Annotated in this window: 13 protein-coding genes; 7 read left to right on the top strand and 6 right to left on the bottom strand. The window is 71.2% G+C overall.

The window, feature by feature from the left end; all coding sequences use genetic code 11:
• The 4 genes from CRP56_RS38100 to CRP56_RS38085 all read right to left on the bottom strand — a co-directional run bounded on the left by CRP56_RS38100 (nt 1) and on the right by CRP56_RS38085 (nt 4,689).
• Nucleotides 1-903 carry a carbohydrate ABC transporter permease gene (locus tag CRP56_RS38100; protein WP_097271946.1) on the bottom strand — a complete coding sequence of 301 codons (903 nt, stop codon included), beginning with the start codon at nt 901-903 and terminating at the stop codon, nt 1-3.
• Entirely contained in the window at nt 900-1,820 is a 921-nt protein-coding gene (locus CRP56_RS38095) for a carbohydrate ABC transporter permease (RefSeq protein ID WP_097271945.1), read from the bottom strand. Before CRP56_RS38095 ends, CRP56_RS38100 begins: the two co-directional genes overlap by 4 nt.
• 139 nt (nt 1,821-1,959) lie before the next feature.
• Nucleotides 1,960-3,282 (bottom strand): ABC transporter substrate-binding protein, encoded by a 1,323-nt coding sequence (locus CRP56_RS38090; RefSeq protein ID WP_097274855.1) that lies wholly within the window; start codon nt 3,280-3,282, stop codon nt 1,960-1,962.
• Nucleotides 3,283-3,558: 276 nt separating this feature from the next.
• The gene (locus tag CRP56_RS38085; RefSeq protein ID WP_257041525.1) at nt 3,559-4,689 is read right to left on the bottom strand and encodes an ROK family protein; all 1,131 of its coding nucleotides are present in this window, start codon (nt 4,687-4,689) and stop codon (nt 3,559-3,561) included.
• A gap of 329 nt (nt 4,690-5,018) precedes the next feature.
• On the opposite strand from CRP56_RS38085, the gene CRP56_RS38080 reads away from it, so the two are divergent.
• The 6 genes from CRP56_RS38080 to CRP56_RS38050 all read left to right on the top strand — a co-directional run bounded on the left by CRP56_RS38080 (nt 5,019) and on the right by CRP56_RS38050 (nt 14,523).
• Entirely contained in the window at nt 5,019-5,927 is a 909-nt protein-coding gene (locus tag CRP56_RS38080; protein WP_097271940.1) for a BadF/BadG/BcrA/BcrD ATPase family protein, read from the top strand.
• Nucleotides 5,928-6,107: 180 nt separating this feature from the next.
• Nucleotides 6,108-8,042, top strand: coding sequence for a phosphatase PAP2 family protein (locus tag CRP56_RS38075; protein WP_097271938.1), 1,935 nt, complete (start codon nt 6,108-6,110; stop codon nt 8,040-8,042).
• 92 nt (nt 8,043-8,134) lie between these two features.
• Nucleotides 8,135-10,261, top strand: coding sequence for a phospholipid carrier-dependent glycosyltransferase (locus CRP56_RS48640; RefSeq protein WP_257041523.1), 2,127 nt, complete (start codon nt 8,135-8,137; stop codon nt 10,259-10,261).
• 124 nt (nt 10,262-10,385) lie between these two features.
• Nucleotides 10,386-11,309 (top strand): MurR/RpiR family transcriptional regulator, encoded by a 924-nt coding sequence (locus CRP56_RS38060; protein WP_179851217.1) that lies wholly within the window; start codon nt 10,386-10,388, stop codon nt 11,307-11,309.
• A 378-nt stretch (nt 11,310-11,687) separates the two neighbouring features.
• On the top strand, nt 11,688-12,065 hold the full coding sequence (locus CRP56_RS38055) for a hypothetical protein (RefSeq protein WP_097271934.1): 378 nt from the start codon (nt 11,688-11,690) through the stop codon (nt 12,063-12,065).
• Nucleotides 12,066-12,165: 100 nt separating this feature from the next.
• Nucleotides 12,166-14,523 (top strand): SpoIIE family protein phosphatase, encoded by a 2,358-nt coding sequence (locus CRP56_RS38050; RefSeq protein WP_373559727.1) that lies wholly within the window; start codon nt 12,166-12,168, stop codon nt 14,521-14,523.
• A 235-nt stretch (nt 14,524-14,758) separates the two neighbouring features.
• Here the strand turns inward: CRP56_RS38050 and CRP56_RS38045 are convergent, their stop codons facing one another.
• Nucleotides 14,759-15,472, bottom strand: coding sequence for a peptidoglycan-binding domain-containing protein (locus CRP56_RS38045; RefSeq protein WP_097271932.1), 714 nt, complete (start codon nt 15,470-15,472; stop codon nt 14,759-14,761).
• Nucleotides 15,473-15,632: 160 nt separating this feature from the next.
• Here CRP56_RS38045 and CRP56_RS38040 point away from each other — a divergent pair, with 160 nt between their 5' ends.
• The gene (locus tag CRP56_RS38040) at nt 15,633-18,083 is read left to right on the top strand and encodes a polysaccharide lyase 8 family protein (RefSeq protein ID WP_097271930.1); all 2,451 of its coding nucleotides are present in this window, start codon (nt 15,633-15,635) and stop codon (nt 18,081-18,083) included.
• Here the strand turns inward: CRP56_RS38040 and CRP56_RS38035 are convergent.
• Complete coding sequence (locus CRP56_RS38035) at nt 18,064-18,894, bottom strand: hypothetical protein (RefSeq protein ID WP_097271928.1); 831 nt, start codon at nt 18,892-18,894, stop codon at nt 18,064-18,066. The two genes, CRP56_RS38040 and CRP56_RS38035, sit on opposite strands and share 20 nt — an antisense overlap.
• Nucleotides 18,895-18,947: the final 53 nt, after the last annotated feature.

Below are 18,947 nucleotides of genomic sequence, written 5' to 3'. Positions count from 1 at the left end.
TCAGTCCTTCAGACCGGCGTTGATGTCGGCACCCATGACGTACTTCTGGAAGACCAGGAAGATGGCGATCAGCGGGATCATGGAGATGACCGACGCGCCCAGCAGGACCGACCAGTTGATGTTCTGCGCGCCGACGATGCTCTGGATGCCGATCTGGACGGTGAACTTGTTCGGGTCGTTCAGCATCAGCAGCGGCCAGATGTAGTCGTTCCAGCGCCACTGGAAGGACAGGATGGCGAGGGTCAGCATGATCGGCCGGGACAGCGGCACCATGATCCGCACGAAGATCGACAGTTCGCGGGCGCCGTCGATGCGGGCGGCCTCAACGAGTTCGTCGGGGACCGTCAGGAAGAACTGGCGGAACATGAAGCAGCCGGTCGCGGTGAGCACGGCCGGGAGGATGATGCCGGCGAACGAGTTGTAGAGGCCGAGGTTGCGGACGACCAGGAACTCGGGGGCGAGCATGACCTCGCCCGGCAGCATCGTGGTGGCCAGGATGCACAGGAAGAACGCCTTGAGCCATTTGTTGTCGTACTTGGCCAGCGCGTACCCGGTGCAGCAGCTGACCCCCACCGTGAGGATCGTCGTGACGACGCACACGAGGGCCGTGTTGATGAAGTACTGGGAGAAGTTGGCGCTGTCCCAGGCCGCCTTGAACCCGGTCAGGGTGGGGTTGTGCGGGACCAGCGTCAGCGGATAGGAGAACAGGTCGCTGGACGGCTTGAAGGAGCTGAGGACGAACCACAGCACCGGGATGCCGTACAGGCACGCCATGATCCACAGCAGGGTCGTCGCGGCCACCGCCTGCCGGAGCCCACCGGTGGGCGTCTTGCGGAGCCGCTTCTTCGAGACGCCCCGCTTGGAGGTGACCTTGGCCGGGCGCGGGATGTCTGTGGTTGTCATCGGTTCTCCACCCGCCGGTTGACGATCAGCTGGATGATCGCGACGGCCATCAGGATGAGCATGAGCACGAACGACGCGGCGCTCGCGTAGCCGATCTGGCCCCGTTTGAAGCCGGTCTCGTAGATGTACTGGACGAGCAGGTTGTTCGACGTACCGGGTCCGCCGTTGTTGAGGGCGACGAAGATCGGGTACTCCTTCATCGCGTTGATCGTGTTGAGCAGGATGACGATGAACGAGGTGGGCGCGATGCTCGGCAGGGTGATGCTGAAGAACTGGCGCCAGGGTCCGGCGCCGTCGAGCGAGGCGGCCTCGTAGTACGACACCGGTACGTTCTTGATGGCCGCGATGAACAACAGCATGGTGAAGCCCGTCCAGGCCCAGGCCGCCGCCATCACCACCACGAGCAGCGAGAGGTCCGCGTTCGACTGCCACGGCACGGCGTCTCCGCCGAACTTCTCGATGACGTAGTTGACCAGCCCGAAGTTCTCACCGAACATCCACCGCCACAGGACGCCCACGACGATGGGCGACAGCAGCCACGGAATGAAGAAGACGACCCGGGCGACCGACCCGCCCTTGGCGTGCTTGCTGACCACCAGGTTGGCGGCCAGCAGGGAGACCACGAAGTTCAGCGGGACGAACAGGACGGTGTACAGCAGCGTCCGGGTCAGCGCGTCGTAGAACGTGGAGTCCCCGAACAGGTTGTGGTAGTTGTCCAGCCCGATCCACTGGAACGCCCCCACGCCCGTGTAGTTCGTGAACGAGTAGAGGAGCCCGATCACCGCCGGCCAGACGAAGAACAACGCGAAGAGCACGACGTTGGCCGCGATGAGGACGAGCGGCGCAAGGGTGTACTTGCTGCGTCTCCTGGGCGGACTCGGCGAGCTCACCGACACGACCGAGGCGCGTTTTGTCATCTTCCTGTCTCCGTGCTGGTGGAAGGGATTGCTGTGGGCTCAGGCCCTGAGCCCTGAGCCCTGAGCCCGGCGTCAGGCGGGCGGCCGGGGCCGGGCGGCGGGGCGGGGTCGCCGCCGCCCGGGCACGGGTGGCCTGCGATCAGCCGCCGACCTGCTGGTTGTAGCCGTCCACGATGTTCTGCAGGGCCTTGTCGGCCGACTGCTGACCGTTGATCGCCTTGCCGAGCTCCGTCTTCGTCGGGTCCTCGGTGAGGCTCTTGCCCTTCAGCACCCACTCCGTCTGCGCGTTGTTGAAGTAGCCGGAGATCGGGTCGTAGAGCGGGATCTCCTCGTTGTAGAGCTTGAACGCCGCCTGCGCCGCCTCGGACTTGAAGGGGTACGTCGGGTTCAGACCGCTCTCGACCGGCAGGAAGCCGGACGTCTCGCACAGCACCTTGTAGTGGGCCGGCTCGTACAGCCAGGTCAGGAACTTCGTCGCGGCCTTGGCGGCGTCGCCGTTGTTGTTGAAGCCGACGACCATGCCGCCGGCGTTGACGTCACTGGCCTGCACCGGCTGGGCCGGGGTCGGGACGCTCGCCCACTCGAACTTCTTGATGCTGTCCGCGAAGGAGGCGACCTGCCACACGCCGGACCAGTAGGCGACCACGTCACCGCTCTGGAACATCGCGGACGGGTCGGCGCCGGAGGTCCACACCGACTTCGGCATGACCTTGTCGTCGTTCCAGCCGACGAAGGTGTTCACGGCCTTCTTGGTCGCCGCGTCCACCGAGAACTTGCCGGAGTCGTCGGCGTGCACGTACTTGCCGCCCAGCTCGTACACCATGGCGCGCAGTCGCGACGGCGACTGGTCGAAGGTCAGGGAGTACTTGGCGTTCGTCTTCTCGCGGACCTTGTTGGCCGCCTTGATGAACTCGTCCCAGGTCCAGGTCTTCGACGGCTCGGTCGGGAAGGAGACGCCGGCCTTCTCGAACAGCGACTTGTTGATGTACAGGCCGGACGCGGTGACGTCCGAGGGGATGGACAGCACCTTCCCGGACGAGTCCTTCGCCAGGAAGTTCTGGTTGATGTTGTTGCTCTTCTTGTCGGCGATGGACTTGAGGTCGAGCAGCTTGTTCGACCAGATCGGGTCCAGCGCCGGGACGGCGGCCACGTCGGGCAGGGAGTTCGCCTGCGCGGCGTTGTGCAGCTTCGTGGTGTAGCCGTCGTAGGGAATGTTGACGAGCTTGACGGCGACGCCGGTCTCCTTCTTGTACTGCGCCACCAGCTTCTTCCAGCCCGCGTCCTGTCCCGGAACCGTGGAGATCCAGAACGTCAGCGACTTGGAGGTGCCGCCGGAGCCGGAGCCGCCACCACAGGCGGTCAGCAGCAGGGCACCTGCCGAAGCCACGGCAGCGAGGGGAACCAGGCGGCGCACACCGCCGCGGCCGAGTCGGCGAGAGCGCCGCACACCCACAGTGGTCATCTTCGATCCCATTTCGTGATTAGGGGACGGAGCACGGCGCCGACCGAGGCGGCACGGGTGCATTGTGCAAGAAAGGGGTGCTTTCCCAGGGCGCGGCCTCGCCCGGCCACGTCGCCTTGACGGGTGGGATCCCCGGCCCTGAGGGCCGTCGTCGCACGAGCTCACCCTCGTGCGGCTGCCGTACGTCGCGTACGGCCGGGACGCTCACCCTGAGCCGGTGTTCCCGACCGGCTTAGAAAGCGCTTGTCCGGACATTGGCAGACCGACGCGAAACCGTCAATCCTTCGTCCGCACGGCGTGGGTCACGGTTTGGACTCCCCGGGCCACCGCGAGCCGTGCGGCCCCCACGACGGTGCCCAGCTCGCCGAGCGTGCTGCTGACGACCTCGGTGGGCCAGCTCAGCCGGCGCAGCTCGGCCCGCACCCCGGGCAGGAGCTGCGGATCGGAGCCGGTGCTGCCGCCGAGGACGATCAGTCCGGGGTCGAGCACGGCGGTCACGGCGGCGGCCAGCCGGCCCACGTCCACGGCGTGCCGGTCGACGACCGCGCGGGCCGTGGCCCGCCCCGCGCCGGCCAGCGCGAAGAGCTGCTCCGCGGTCTGCGGGCAGGGCCCCTCGCCGTCCTGCCAGGCCTCCGCGGCCCGGCGCAGCAGGGAGCGGGCGCCGATGTACTCCTCCAGCGCCTCGTGGCGGGGCTGGCGGTCGTCGTCCCAGGGGTAGGGCAGCCGGGCCAGCTCTCCGGCGGCCCCGTTGGCACCCGACAGGACCCGGCCGCCGACGACGATGCCGAGACCGATACCGACGCCGATCCGCAGGTAGCCGAAGGTGTGCCGGCCCTGGGCGGCACCTTCGTGCAGCTCGGCCAGGGCGGCGCAGTTCACGTTGTTCTCCAGGTGGACGGGCACGCCCCGGGGCAGCGTGACGGCCACCGCGTCGAAGACGGGCCCGGCCTTGGCGGTGGCGGGCCGCATGCCCGCGCCGTCCTGCTGCGCGGCGACGTCACCGACGGCGACGACGATGGAGCGCACGGGCGCGTCCCCGGGCAGCGTGAACAGCGCCTCGCGGACGACGTCGGCGGCGTCGGCCCGGGAGCCGGTGGCCTCGGCGAGCAGGGAGCCGTCCAGGGCGCAGCCACGGACCCGGGTGAGGGCCGGCCCCAGGTCGATGGCGAGTACGGCACCGGCGGCTGGTCCGAGCCGGTAGACGGCGGCGTTGCGGCCCGTGCCGCTGGACGCGGTGCCGGAGTGGGCGGCGAGGCCGACGCTCTCCAGCTCCGCGACGGCGGAGGACACCGTCGGCTTGGACAGCCGCGCCAGGCTCGCCAGCTGCGGCCGGGTCGCACTGCCCGCCTCGGCCAGCACGGTGAAGACAGCGTTGGCGCTCTCGGTCAGACGGGGGGCGATAGCCACGTCATGTTCCACATATCCCCCACAGGTCGCGGGCCGCACTCCCGGTTCGATCGCGTTCGATCGGCTCTGCGGAAGGCGGCGACGGTATGGCTCGGGCAGCACGTGTTCCCGCCCCCGCGGCGGCCCGGACGGGCCTACCCAGGGGTCGAGCGTGTGAAGCCTCTTGACGCACTGTACTTCGTTAGTTAACTTCCTAACGAACGTCACGGTACTCGCCTGCCGTGGTCCGTCAGAAGCCCGTCCCGGGGCTTCCCTAGCTCCTGAACTGCCCTTCCTCCAGGCACGGTTCGCCCGCCGTCGCAGCACCAAGCAACGACGAAAGAGAATCCGTGCAGGAAGCCTCGTTTTCCGGCCCTCTCGTGCTCGGCATCGACGTGGGCGGCACCAAGACGCACCTGCGTGCGCTCGCGGGAGACACCCCGGTGGCCGACCACGTCCGCTTCAGTGTGGGCTGGCGGCCGCACGACCCCGTGGCCGCCGCCGGCTGGCTGGCCGCGCTGATCGCCGAAGCCCTGCCGCCGGGCGTCCGCCCCTCCGCCCTCGCCTTGGGCGGGCACGCCTGCGAGACCCCTCGTCAGTGCGCCCAGATCCGCACCGCACTGCAACTCCACTTCGACGTCCCCGCGCTGGTCGTGGGCGACGCCGAACTCCTCGCGCCCGCGGCGGGCCTGGACAAGGGCGTCGGCCTGGTCGCCGGGACCGGTTCGGTCGCGGTGGGCAGGACCGCCGCCGGCGCACTCGTCCAGGTCGGCGGCTGGGGCGCGGTCCTCGGCGACGAGGGCGGCTCGGCCGGGCTCGTCCGCGAGGCCGCCCGCGCCGTGTGGGCCGCCCACGACCGCGGGGAGGAGCCCGACGCGCTCGCCGCCGGGCTCGTCGCCGCTTTCGAGGTGCCCGAAGTACCGGCCCTCGGCGCGGCGCTCGAACGCGCCCAGGACGTCTCCGCCGAGTGGGGCCGCCACGCCCCGGCCGTGTTCGCCGCCGCCCAGGCGGGCTCGCACCTCGCCCGCACGGTGATCGCCGAAGGCGGCCGCGCGCTCGCCGCCCTGGTCGCACGCCTCGCCGCCCGCGGCGTCGCGGTCGACGACGTGGTGGTGGCGGGCGGCACGATCCTCGCCCAACCCCTCTTGTACGACGCCTTCACCACCGCCCTCGCCGACAGCGTCCCGACAGCGCGGCCACAGCCGCTGCGGGTGCCACCGGTCGAGGGGGCGGTGGCACTGGCGCGTTCACTTCTGTGACACCCGTCGGACGCCGGGCCCACCCCCGTCCGACACAACTCGCCCGTAGATCTTCGCTCGTACGCCGCAGAAAGCGCATACGGCCCGTCCGTCCTCCCGCGCCGCACGGCAGTCCTTCGCACGACTCCCCCGGCCGCACGGCCGAGGAACTCCAGAGCAGAACTCAAGAGAGGCAGCCGCATGCCGTCCACCGCCGGGCCCCGCTCGCACTCGCCGGCCACTGAACTCGCCCCGAGCAGAAGGGGGTTCCTCCGCACCTCCCTGGGCGTCTCGGCCGGGGTGCTGGCCGCACCCACCTTCGCCTCCTGGCTGGGCGCCGCCGACGCCAAGGCCGCCACGGCCCCGCTCGCGTTCGTCGACGACTACAAGACCAACCTCCCGACGAACCTCACGCCCGAGACCAACGCGGTGGTCCGTGCGCTCGGCGGATTCGCGCAGATATGGAAGACCGGCGGCGCCTGGAACACCGGCACGCCCCTGCGGCCCGAGATACTGCGCGCCAACATGCGCTACTGCGCCCGCATCACCGGCGCGCGCACGGACGCACAGGCGAAGGAGGCGTTCCTCTACGACCGCCAGCACCAGAGCTACGCGATGATCGCGGGCTTGGGGCCGCTCGCCGACCTGTACAAGGCGGGCGCCAAGGCCGTCACGTCGATCACCAGCGCCCCGGACGGCACACCGCCCGCCAAGATCGACGACGCGGTCCCCGCGGACGCCCCGGCCGGCTCCGCGCTCGGCGCCGGCTCGCACGACTCGGCGCTGGGCAAGGTCGCCGAACTGGTCGACACGCTGCGCGGCAACTGGGCCTCGGGCAACCCGTCCAAGTACGCCTACCAGTACCCGCGTCCCTGGCGCATGAACGAGGACAGCGAGGTCGTCGACACCGGCGCGAAGGACGCGCTCGGCTACCCCGTGTACGACTCCGAGGTGGTCGTCGCACCCCAGCTGCTGCGCCAGCGCAACACCTCCCCGACCGACGACGGCGGCTTCCCCAGCGGCCACACCAACGCCTTCCACCTGGCGGGCCTGGCCTACGCGTACGCCGTGCCGGAGCGTTTCCAGGAGCTGGTGACGCGGGCCTTCGAGCTCAGCCACACCCGGATCATGGCGGGCATGCACTCCACGGTCGACGTCATGGGCGGCCGCATCATGGCCACCGCCCTCGCCGCCGCCACGCTGGCCGACCCGGCGAACGCCGACCTCAAGGCCGCCGCCCGCGCCCAGGCCCTCGCCTACTTCCAGGCGAAGACCGGCACCACGGCGGACACCCTCTTCGCCTACGCCCACCCGGAGTCCGGCGACGCCTACGCCGACCGCGACGCCAACGCCCGCCTGGTCGCGCCCAAGTTGACCTACGTCCTCACCCGGCACGGCCGCAGCGAGCCCCTCACCGTGCCCAAGGGCGCCGAGGTCCTGCTGGAGACCCGGCTGCCCTACCTGGACGCGGACCAGCGGCGCGAGGTGCTGCGCACGACCGCGCTGCCCTCGGGGTACGTCCTGCTGGACGGCTTCGAGCAGTGGGGCCGCCTCAACCTGTTCGCCGCGGCGGACGGCTACGGCGCCTTCGACACGGACGTCACCGTCACGCTCGACGCGTCGGCCGGCGGCTTCCAGGCGGCCGACAGCTGGCGCAACGACATCGACGGCTGCGGCGGCCTCACCAAGCTCGGCACCGGCACGCTCACCCTGACCGGCCACAACCGCTACACGGGCGGCACCGTCGTGAAGGGGGGCGTCCTCGCCGCGGCCTCCGCGCACGCCCTCGGCCACGGCGCCGTCCGCGTCTCGGGCGGCACGCTGGCGGTGGCGACGGCCAAGTCGGTGCAGATCCACGGTGGTTACGCCCAGGAGTGCGCGACGCTCGACGTCACCCTGCGCTCGGGCCGCGGTCCCGCGCTGGAGGTCACGCGGCGCGTCGTGCTCGGGGCGGGCAGCGTGCTGTCGCTGCACCTGGACGCCGAGAAGCCGCCGGCCGTCGGCAGCGTGGTCCGCGTGCTGAGCGCGGCGGGACTGCGCGGCCGGTTCGACCGCGTGGAGCTGAACTCCGAGACGCTGCGGGCCGTACCCGTCTACACGGCGGAAGGTCTGTCGGTACGACTCCTGAAGCGGTGACGTCCCGCGGGGCGGGAGCTGATGCAGAGTAGGCGCATGAGGCGTCCTCGCATCGCTCCCGCTCCCGTGCGGCCCCGGTCATCGCGGGGCGGATGATGGCGCGCGAACTGCACACGGTCCTGGACCGGGAGCCCCTCCCCACCGCCCCCGCGCGCCCACCGCGCCGGCGGCCCTGGCTCGTGCCGCTCCTGGTGTGCGTGCTGCTCGCCCAGATGGCCTTCGCGATGGTGACGACGGCGGTGCAGCAGACGCCGACCATCGACGAGCCCGTGTACGTGGCCACGGCCACCGACTATCTCCACGAGCACCGCGTCCGCTACAACCCCGAGCACCCGCCGCTGGGGAAGCTGGTCATCGCGGCCGGCGTGGCGATCGCCGACCCGCACTACGACCCGTCCTTCGCCGGCGACCAAGGCCAGGTCGGGCGGCATCTGCTGTACGAGTCCGGCAACGATCCCTGGCGGGTGATGCTGTGGGCCCGATTGCCGGTGATCGTGCTGACGCTGGCGTTCGGGCTGGTCGCGTTCGCGTTCGCGCGTGACCTCATGGGCCCGGCGGGCGGGGTGGTGGCGCTCTCCCTGTACGCCTTCTCCCCCGACCTCATCGCCCATGGCTCCCTCGCGACCCTCGACGTACCGGCGGCCGGGTTCCTGCTCACGTCGGTGTGGCTGCTGTGGCGCGCCCGGCGCCGACCGCGGCTGTACGTACCGCTCGCCGGAGTGGCGGCCGGGGCCGCACTGGCCACGAAGATGAGCACGCTGGCGGCGGTTCCGGTACTGCTGGCACTGGCGGCGTGGTCGGTGTGGCGGGCGAACGCCGACGCCGACGCACGTAGTGCGGGGGACGTGCGGTCGGGCGTGAAGGGTGCGGCGGGGGTCTCGGGCGGCGCGGTGGTGGACGCGGAGGGTGTGGCGGCAGGCGCGGTGGGCGCGCCGGAAGTCGCGGGCGGCATGGCGGCCGACGCGGGGGGTGTGACGGGGACCACCGGGGGTGCAGCGCCGGACGCAGGCGGCGCGGCGGAAGTCGCGGGCGGCATGGCGGCCGACGCGGGGGGTGTGATGGCCGGCGCGGGCGGCGCGACGGCGGCCGCCGGGGGTGCAGCGCCGGACGCAGGCGGTGCGACGGGGGTCGCGGGCGGCGCCGCGCCAGTCGCCGATGGCATCACGCCGGTCGCGGCCGGCATCGCACCGGTCACCCAAAGCATCACGCCGGTCGCAGGCGGCATCACGTCGGCCGCAGGCCGCATCACACCGGTCGCAAGCCACATCACACCGGGCCTTGGGAGTCGGGGCCCGGCGCTGCTGCGGGCGTTGGCCGGTGCCGCCGTCCTCGCGCTGGGCGCCCTGGTCGTCGTATGGGTGTCGTATCTCGTGGTCGATCCGCGGCTGCGGTGGGCGCCGCAGCAGCCGGTGCCGGACGTGCACGGGCTGCGCGCGGTGCTCGTCGATCTGCTGCCGTTCCCTGAGGCCTACCGGGACGGGATGCGGGTGCAGTTCGGGTTCGAGGACTATCCCTGGCAGGGCTTCCTGTTCGGGCGGCTCTACACAGGGTCCCTCTGGTACTACCTGCCGGCCGCGCTGCTGGTGAAGACGCCCCTCGGCATGCTCGCCCTGTGGGCCGCCGGTGCCGGCGCCGTCGTGGCGATACGGCGGCTGCGCCCCGCGGCGCCCTATCTGCTGGTGCCCACCGCCGTGCTGCTCGGCGCGGCCATGACCGGCTCACGGGACTTCGGCACCCGGTACGCGATCTTCGTGCCGATGTTCCTGGCGGTGGCGGCGGCCGGGGTCCTCGCCGTGCGGTGGCGGTGGGCGGCGGCGGTGACCGGGGCACTGGTGCTGTTCGTGGCGGGCAGCTCGCTGCGCACGTACCCCTTCTATCTGCCGTACTCCAACGAGGCGTTCGGGGGTACGGACCAGACGCATCTGCGTCTGCACGACTCCAACGTGGACTGGGGACAGGACCTGGGGCGGCTCGCCGACCGGCTCCGGGAGCGGTATCCGGGCGAGCGGATCTGGCTCGTGTACAAGGGCGCCGGAGTGCCTTCGTACTACGGGATCAAGGCGGCCGATCCGCGCAAGGCGCCGGCGGCCGAGGTGCGCGGACTGCTGGTCGTGTCGGACTCGGCGGCGGCGAAGGCCACAGGCCGACTGGCCGAACTGATCGACAGCGCCCGTTCGATCGACCATATTGGTCATTCGATCACGGTCTATCGACGATGACATCCGTCCCTCGTGAGCCACTTGAGCATGCGTCCGCCGGGCTCCGGGGGCCGGTCCACAACCCCTGGTCACGGCGGTGCGTGAGCTATGTTGAGGCACTGTGGAAGACAAAGGAGACGCACCCGTGCCGTCGCTGCAGCAGGCACGTGCGCAGGCATCCGCGATCACTTCGGGGAAGTCGGTTCCGGAAGCGGAAGCCGCACCGACTTCCCAGCTCAGGACCCTTTTCGACCGGCCACGGCTGTCCCCGGGGCAGCGCCGGATCGCGCAGTATCTGATCGAGCACATCACCGAGGCGGCGTTCCTTTCGATCACCGATCTCGCGGAGCGCGTCGGTGTCAGCCAGCCGTCGGTGACGCGGTTCGCGGCGGCGGTGGGGTTCAGCGGCTACCCGGCCCTGCGCGAGAAGTTGCAGTCGATCGCGCTGGGCACGCTGGCCGGCGGGCCCGCGGCGGCCGAGGAGAACCGCGGCAACGAACTCCAGGCCGCGGTCGACGCCGAGATCGAGAACCTGGAGAACCTGCGCCGCGACTTCGCCGACCCTGACCAGCTCATCGACATCGGCCGCGAGTTGTCGGCGTCGACACCGCTGACCGTCCTCGGGGTGCGCATCTCGGTGTCGCTGGCGGAGTACTTCGCCTACGCGGCCCGCCGCGTCCATCCCGACGTGCGGCTGGTGACGCTGGGCGGGAGCGTCGCCTACGACGCGCTGCTGCAGTCCCGTGAGGCGGGCGGCACCTGGGTGCTGGCGTTCTCGATGCCCCGGCACGCGCAGGAGACGCTCACGGCGGTGCGGGTCGCGCGCAGCGCGGGCCTGAAGGTCGCCCTCATCACCGACCTGGCGCTCGGACCGGTCGCCGACGAGGCGGACGTCGTCTTCGCCACCGGCACCGGCTCCCGCCTGGTCTTCGACTCCTACGCGGCCCCCGGCGTGATGGCCGCCGCGCTGCTCCAGGCCATGACCGACGCCGACCCCGAGCGCACCCAGGCGCGGCTCGAGGAGTACGAGCAGATCTCCGAGCAGCACCAGTTCTTCCTGCGGGACTGACCCGCACCCTCCCCGGCCCCTTCGGCCACTCCCGACGAACAAACTCACAAGGGGATCAACCGGATCAAATCACGCATGAATGTTTTCATACGTCTTGCAAAGAGGACGGCATATATAAATACTGCTCACGGATCGCGACCGGGCCGCTCCCGGGAGGCGTTCCGCACCCCCGTCCCCACAGCCGCCACACCCCGCAGTTCCCCGCAAGCACGGACATCCGAGCCCGCCGTCTCCTACCCGCGTCGGCGCCCCGGATGCCCGGTCGGGCATCGCCTGCGCGAGCGCCCGTGGCGGCGGCCCCGGTCATCCCCTAGGCCGGGGCCGCCCTAAAACCGTCGGACCACCCCACACGACGCCGCACACCCGGAAGCGATCACCATGACTGTGACGACGACGACACGCATCAGCCCGGACTGGCCCTGCCAGGTCAAGCCGCCCGGCAGCTACGACTGGGAACGCTCGGCCGCCAGGTGGCTGCGCGAGCTGGTGCCGGCGCGCTACGCCAGCTACCCGGCGCTCATCCGCCACCCCGTCCTGCTCGCCCGGCATGCGCAGATCCAGGTCCAGCACGAGATCCGGGTCGCCCGCACCGCCCTGCAGACGGCCCGCGCCGATCTGCCGGGGCTCGGACTGCCCGAGTCGGTCATCGAGCACACGATCAAGCTGTACGCGGCGGAGGTGCTGCAGCTCCAGCACATCGCGCGCAGCGTCCGCGCGGTCACCGGCGCCCTGATCGACCACGGCGCCGGGCGATAACGCCGCACGTCGGCGAAAGTTCTCCGACCCGGCACTTTCGAGTGAAGACGGTCCCGACGAGACCACCCAGGTGGTGCGCTGTGTGTGCGATGCTCATGGCGTGACGAGCGAGCCCGGCATCCCAGCGGAGTCCGGTTCCGCGCCCGACACGGTCGCCCTGGCCAAGATCGTCGCCAGACAGCGCGCCGAGATGGACCGGCTGCGGGACCAGGCTGCGACCTCCGCGGTCGTGGAGCGGGCGAAGGGCGCCGTGATGGCCCTAACGGGCTGTTCCCCGGATGCCGCAGGGGAGGAGTTGGCCAAGCGCGCCAAGGCCGCCCACCGCACGTTGCTCGAGGAGTGCTGGCTCACCCTGGGCGACCTGGTGCCGCCGCTGACCACCGCGGCACCCGGCCCCGGGCCCCGTTCCACCCTGCCCGAGGTCCCGTTCGCCCTGCGCAGCACGGCCGACCTCGGCCGGCTCGGCAAGGCCCTGGTCCGCGTGGGCACACCTCAGGACCTGGCCCGCTGTCTGCTGGAGCATCTGTCGCCGGGCGCCGAGGCCGACGCGATCATGATCTTCGCGCGGCTGCCCGCCGGGGGCCTGGAACTGATCGGGCACGCCGGCGTGGACGAGACGCTGGCCGCCCAGTGGCGCCAGGTGCCGCCGGTCAGCGGGATCGCCGCCATCGAAGCGCTCCGCTGCCGGGAGCCGCGCTGGCTGGAGGACGTCGCCTCGGACAGCGAGCGCTACCTCCTGATCGGCGACCCTCCCGAGCGCTGGCGGTCCCGCGCCTGGGTGCCCGTGGTCGTGCGGGACACGGCCGAGATCTGCATCGGCTTCCTGCGCGCCCGGCGCGGGCCGTTCGCCGCGCACGAACGGGAGCACCTCCTGGCGGCCGCCCAGTTGTGCTCCGGCCGGCTGCGCGCCTTCGACGCCCGCACCGAGCCGGCCGGCGCCGGCCCCGTGCAGGAGGTGTTCGACGCACTGCCCGGCGCCAGTCTGCTGCTCACCCCGCTGCGTGCCGTGTCCGGCGAGGTCGAGGACTATCGCGTCGCCGCCGCGTCCGCGGAGGCGTTCGACGCACTCGGCCGCACCGGCCGCGAACTGATCGGCCTGCGGCTCCTGGAGTGCTTCCCGGACCTCGCGGGCGAACCGCTGTGGCAGGGCTGCCTCCACACGCTGACCACCGGCGAACCGTACGACGGTGAGCCCTTCGCCCAGCAGTCGATGGTCGCCGGGGTCGCCGAACTGTCCACCTACACGGTGCGGGTGGCGAGACTGGGCGGTGCGCTCGCCGTCACCTGGATCCGGCACGACTCCTCCGACCTCCAGGAACAACGGCTCGCCGACGTCCAACGACTCGGCAACCTCGGCTGGGCGAACTGGAACCTGCTCACCCATGAAGTCGGCTGGTCCTCCCAGGTCTACGCCGTCCTCGACCGCGATCCCGCCGACGGCCCCGTGCGGATCACCGCCCTGCCCGAACTCGCCCTGGACGAGGACGTGCCCGGGCTGGCCCGCGCCGTCGGGGACCTCGTGCGCCACGGCCAACCGCTCGCCGTGCCCTTCCGGATCAGGGCCGCGGACGGCGTCCGGCACCTGCGGATCGTCGCCGAGGCGGTCACGGACGTGCAGGGCAGCCCCGTCGAGGTGCACGGCTTCCTCCAGGACCTCACCGCGCAGCGCCGCGCCGAACTCGCCCTCGTCGAGAGCGAGCAGGCCATCCTCACGCAGCACGACGTCCTGCGCGCCGAGCGCACCCTCGCCGCCAGCCTCCAGCACGCGCTGCTCCCGCTGCCCACCCACCCGCTGCGGCTGTCCGGACTGCGCGTCGAAGTCGCCTATCTGCCCGCCCAGTCGGGGGTCCACGTCGGCGGAGACTGGTTCAGCGCCATCGAACTCCCCGACGGCGACGCCCTGTTCGTGGTCGGCGATGTCGCCGGGCACGGCCTCGACGCCGTCGCCACCATGGCCCAGCTCCGGTTCACCGCCAAGGGCATGGTCATCACCGGCTCGTCGCTGACCGGCGCGCTGGCCCGGCTCAACACCCTGCTGCTGCACTCCCGCGACTCGCACGGCACCGCCACCATGGTCCTGGCCCGCTACTCCCCCGCCGAACACCGGCTGGTGTGGGCCCAGGCCGGGCATCCGCCGCCGTTGCTGCACCGCGACGGCGAGGTCCGCTATCTGGAGCGGCCGGGCGGCATGCTGCTCGGGGCGAGCGCCTCACCGGCCTTCGAGGAGAAGGACATTCGGCTGGAACCCGGCGACCGGCTGCTGCTCTACACGGACGGGCTGGTGGAGCGGCCGCCGGAGGGCATCGACCGGGGACTCAAGCGCCTCTCCGAGGCGGTCCTGAGCCACCCGGCCGACGGGCCCGGCTCGCTGCGCACGCTGCTGACGGACCTGCTCGAGGGGGAGCGGCGCGACGACGTGTGCGTGGTGGACATCCGGGTGCCGCAGGACGAGATCTGACGGGGGCGCCGGTCAGGGCGCGTCGTCGTCGCGGTGCCGCCAGTACCAGATCGCGCCGATGACGAGGGCCAGCAGGAAGACGGTCGGGAGGACGAGGCCCGGGACGCGGGAGAGAGTCATCGGCGTGGCCTTCGGTGCAAGGTGCGCTGGCCCACCCATGATGACGCCCTTCGCCACGCCATCCGCGCTTCTTTTGCTGTGCGTTGCCCCGTGTTCGACAGGGACCGTGCCGGGGTCAGCCGCCGCCGGTGCCCGTCCTGGATTCCAGGTCGCGGCGGGTGTCGTCGCCGTAGACGCCGGTCTCGTCGCCCCGGATGCCGTACCAGAGCTGGAAACGGGCGACTGCCTCGGTGAGGTCGGGGTCGTAGGTGCCGTTGGTGGAGCCGTTCTCGTAGACGTTCGGGATGCGCAGCAGGCGTTGTTGGAGGTCGGTCACCTCGGGTCCGCTGTCGCCTTCGCGCAGGGTGCCGGCGCCGTCGGGGTCGGGGTCGGTCGTGGCGGGCGCGGTCGGCGAAGGAGACGAAGGCGGCGAGGTCGCCGGGGTGGAGGGCCTGGCGGACGGTGCGGGTGCGGCGGCGCCGTCCGCCCGGCCCGGGAGCAGCAGGGCGCATCCGAAGCCGACCAGGGCCGCGGCACTGACGGCGACCACGATCGCGGCGCGGCGCAGTCCGGGACCGAAGCCGAAGCCGTCGCCGTGGCCAACGGGGCGGCGGGTGCCGCGGACGGGCGGCAGTTCCTGGGTCGCGCCCTGCGCACCGAAGTCCTCCGCGCCGAAGTCCTCCTCGTCGGACAGCCGTCGCGGCATCACCACGGACTCGAAGCCGGTGACGCGCGGGGGCATGTCCTTCATGAGTTCGGCGAGGGCGTCGGTGCGGCGCGGGCGCAGCACGCGGATCGGTTCGAGGACCGGCCGGTCGTCCGGCTGCCCGGGCTCGGGCGATGTCGACACGTGGTTCTCCTTCCGTCCCCCGTGCTTCGCCCAGGGATACGGGTCAGATGGCTCGGGAGTTCATCCGTTCCTCCCGGTCCGTCGACAAGAAACGATCGATACGATCGATTCGGTGGTTTCTATTGAGCGTTTGAGCGATAGCGTGCTAGAAACCGCCGTCATGACGACTCGTTGGTCACGTCGCGGCTTGCTGACCGCAGCCGCAAGCACCGGTACCGCCGTCGCGCTCGGCGTCCCCGCTCAGGCACACGCCGCTCCTCAGTCCGCCGTGCGGGCCGCGGAGGCGGACGAGTTCGCGACCCTGCGGGCGAAGTGGCGCACGCTGATCCTCGGCGAGGGCTTCAGCCCCACCGCCGAACCCTTCAAGAGCCGGCTCACCGAACTGGGCGCCACCGCCGCCCAGTTGCAGTCCGCCATGGCACCGGCGTCCGGCTCCCTGTGGCCGGACCTCGTGTACGCGGACCCGGAACCCGACACCGACCAGGAGTCGTACGGCTACTCAGGCAATCTCCACTCCAGCTACAACCGGCTGAGCACCCTGGCCCAGGCGTACTGCCAGCAAGGCACCGGCCGCACCGGCGACACGACGCTCAGGACCGCGATCCTCACCGGGCTCGACCATCTGCACACCGAGGTCTACCACGCCGGCCAGACCCGCTACGGCAACTGGTACAGCTGGCAGATCGGCGCCCCGCAAGCGCTGCTGGACGTGTGTGTGCTGATGTACGACTCTTTGTCGGCGACGCAGATCGCGAACTACGTGTCCGCGGTCGACCACTTCGTGTCCGATGCGGCGGTCGCGAGCTACAGCGGCACCAGTACCGGCGCGAACCGCGTCGACCTGTGCCGGGTGCTGGCGCTGCGCGGGATCGTCGGCGCGAGTGCCGCGAAGGTCGCGCTGGCCCGGGACGCCCTCTCCCCCGTCTTCCCCTACGTCACCAGCGGCGACGGCCTCTACAGGGACGGGTCGTTCGTCCAGCACACCACCGTGCCCTACACGGGCTCGTACGGCTCGGTCATGCTCGGCGGGCTCGGGATGCTGTTCGCGCTGCTCACCGGGTCGACCTGGCAGGTCACCGACGGGAACCGGCAGATCGTGTTCGACGCCGTGGAGAACGCCTGGGCGCCCTTCCTCTACAACGGCCTGGTGATGGACGGCGTCTCGGGCCGGGCGATCAGCCGGGGTGTCTCCGCCGCCGACGCCCAGCAGATCCAGCAGAACGACCATCTGCGGGGTCATCCGATCCTCGCGTCGATCGTCCTGCTCGGGCAGAGCGCGAGCGCCACCGAGAACGCGCGCTGGCGCGGACTGGTGAAGGGCTGGATCCAGCGCGACTACTACAGCCCGCCGATGAGCGACCCGTCGCTCGGGCTGACGGGCCTGGCCCGCCTCAAGGGCGTCGTCGACGACACGACGGTCACCGCGACCGCCGAGCCGACCGGCCACCGCCTGTTCACCGGCATGGCCCGGGCCACCCACCGCAGACCCGGCTGGGCGGCGTCGATCAGCATGGCCGACCGCAGGATCACGTACTACGAGACCGGCAACGGCGAGAACCTGCGCGGCTGGCACACCGGCTCCGGAATGCTGTACTGGTGGGGCGACACCTACGCCAACGGCCAGTACAGCGACGCCTTCTGGCCCACCGTCGACCCCTACCGCCTGCCCGGCACCACGGCCTCCCGCAAGACGCTCGCGGACGCGGCCGGCGGCGACTGGGGCGCGTCACTGCCGGACGTGAACTGGGTCGGCGGCGCCACGGACGGTCAGCGGGCCGCGATCGGCCAGTATCTCAAGGGACTTCAGTCCACGCTCATGGCGAAGAAGTCGTGGTTCTGCGTGGACGACGCGATCGTCTGCCTCGGCGCGGGCATCAAGTGCACCGACGGCACGACCGTGGAGTCGACGATCGAGAACCGCAACCTCGGCCCCACCGGGAGCCATGCCTTCACGGTGGACGGCACCGCATACCCGGCCACCTGCCCCTGGTCACAGCAGTTCACCGGGGCGCGCTGGGCGCACATCGGCGGCATGGGCGGCTACGTCTTCCCCGGCGGCACGACCTTCACCGCCCTCCGGGACTCCCGCGACGGCAGGTGGAGCGACATCAACAAGGGCGGTTCCACGACCGTCCTCACCCGCAGGTACCTGACGCTGTACGTCGATCACGGCACGAACCCGACGAACGGCGGCTACGCCTATCTGCTCATGCCGGGTGCCACGGCCGCGCAGACCCAGGCGCGGGCCACCGCCACCGGCTGGCTGAGCGTGCTCGCCAACACCGACGGCCAACAGGGCGTATCCGTGCCCTCGTTGGGGTTCACGGGCGTCAACTTCTGGTTCGGCGGCACGGTCGGCGACCTCGTCGCGAGCGACCCCTGCTCCGTGATGATCAGCGAGAAGGGCGACGGTACGGCGGCGATCTGCGTCAGCGACCCGATGCGGATGCGCACGAGCCTCACCCTCACCTGGAACCGGGCGGTGTCCGCCGTGCTGTCGAAGCCGTCCACCGTCACCTCGGCGACGACGGGCTCCTCGCTCCAGCTGACGTTCGGCGACCTCACCGGCACGGCCGGAGCCACTCAGAAGATCACCGTGAGGCTGGGGTGACTTCCAGGAACCGGTGCAGGGACGTCTTCATCGCGCTGACGAAGGCGTCCCTCGTCTCCTCCCCCAGCACGTCCAGCGACAGATAGGGGTTCAGGTCCTCCAACTCCACCAGCAGCAGCTCCCCGCCCGGCGCGCGGCAGGCGTCGACGCGTTGGATGCCGTGGTCGAGGGTGTTCCAGTCGACGAACCGGCGCGCGAACTCCAGGTCCTCCACGGTGGGTGCGTACGGCTCCAGCTGCCAGCGCCGGTCGGGGTGCGGGGCATAGAGGGCGTACTGGAAGTCGTGGTCGACGAAATAGAAGGACACCTCGTAGGCGAAGTCGACGCAGGGCTGGACCAGGACGTCCCCGGTCGCGAGGGCGCGCGCCTCGTCGGCGTGGACGATCTTCAGGCCCATGGAGTCGGCGCCGAGCTTCGGCTTGACGACGTACCGGTCCATGTCCGGCAGCCGGTGCAGGTCCTCGGCGCGGTCGACGGTGGGGATGACCGGGAAGCCCGCCGCGTGGAGGTCGAGGAGGTACTGCTTGCCCGCCATGTCGGCCCTGCCGGAGAGCGGGTTGTAGACGCGCGCCCCGGTCGCCAGCGCGTGGTCGCGGAAGGCGTCGTAGGACTTCTGGTACGTGAGCACGGGACCGCTGTTGCGTACGACGACCGCGTCGAAGGCGTCCATCAGCGCCACGGCGTCCCGCGGGTCGCACAGGGCGAGGTCGAAGTCCGCGCGCAGTCGTGCGGTCAGGTGGATGTCCTCGTCGCAGTACCGCCGCCCGCGCGCCTCGTAGGCGAGGTCGGTGACGTACAGGATGCGCGGCATGCGGAGCTTCCCCTCGGTTTGTCGACTCGGCGACGGGAGGCGATCGTATGCGG

Source organism: Streptomyces sp. TLI_55, from assembly GCF_900206255.1.
GTDB classification, from domain to species: domain Bacteria; phylum Actinomycetota; class Actinomycetes; order Streptomycetales; family Streptomycetaceae; genus Streptomyces; species Streptomyces aquilus.
Note: the sequence above shows the minus strand (reverse complement) of the source record. Positions and strands in the feature narration are given on the sequence as shown.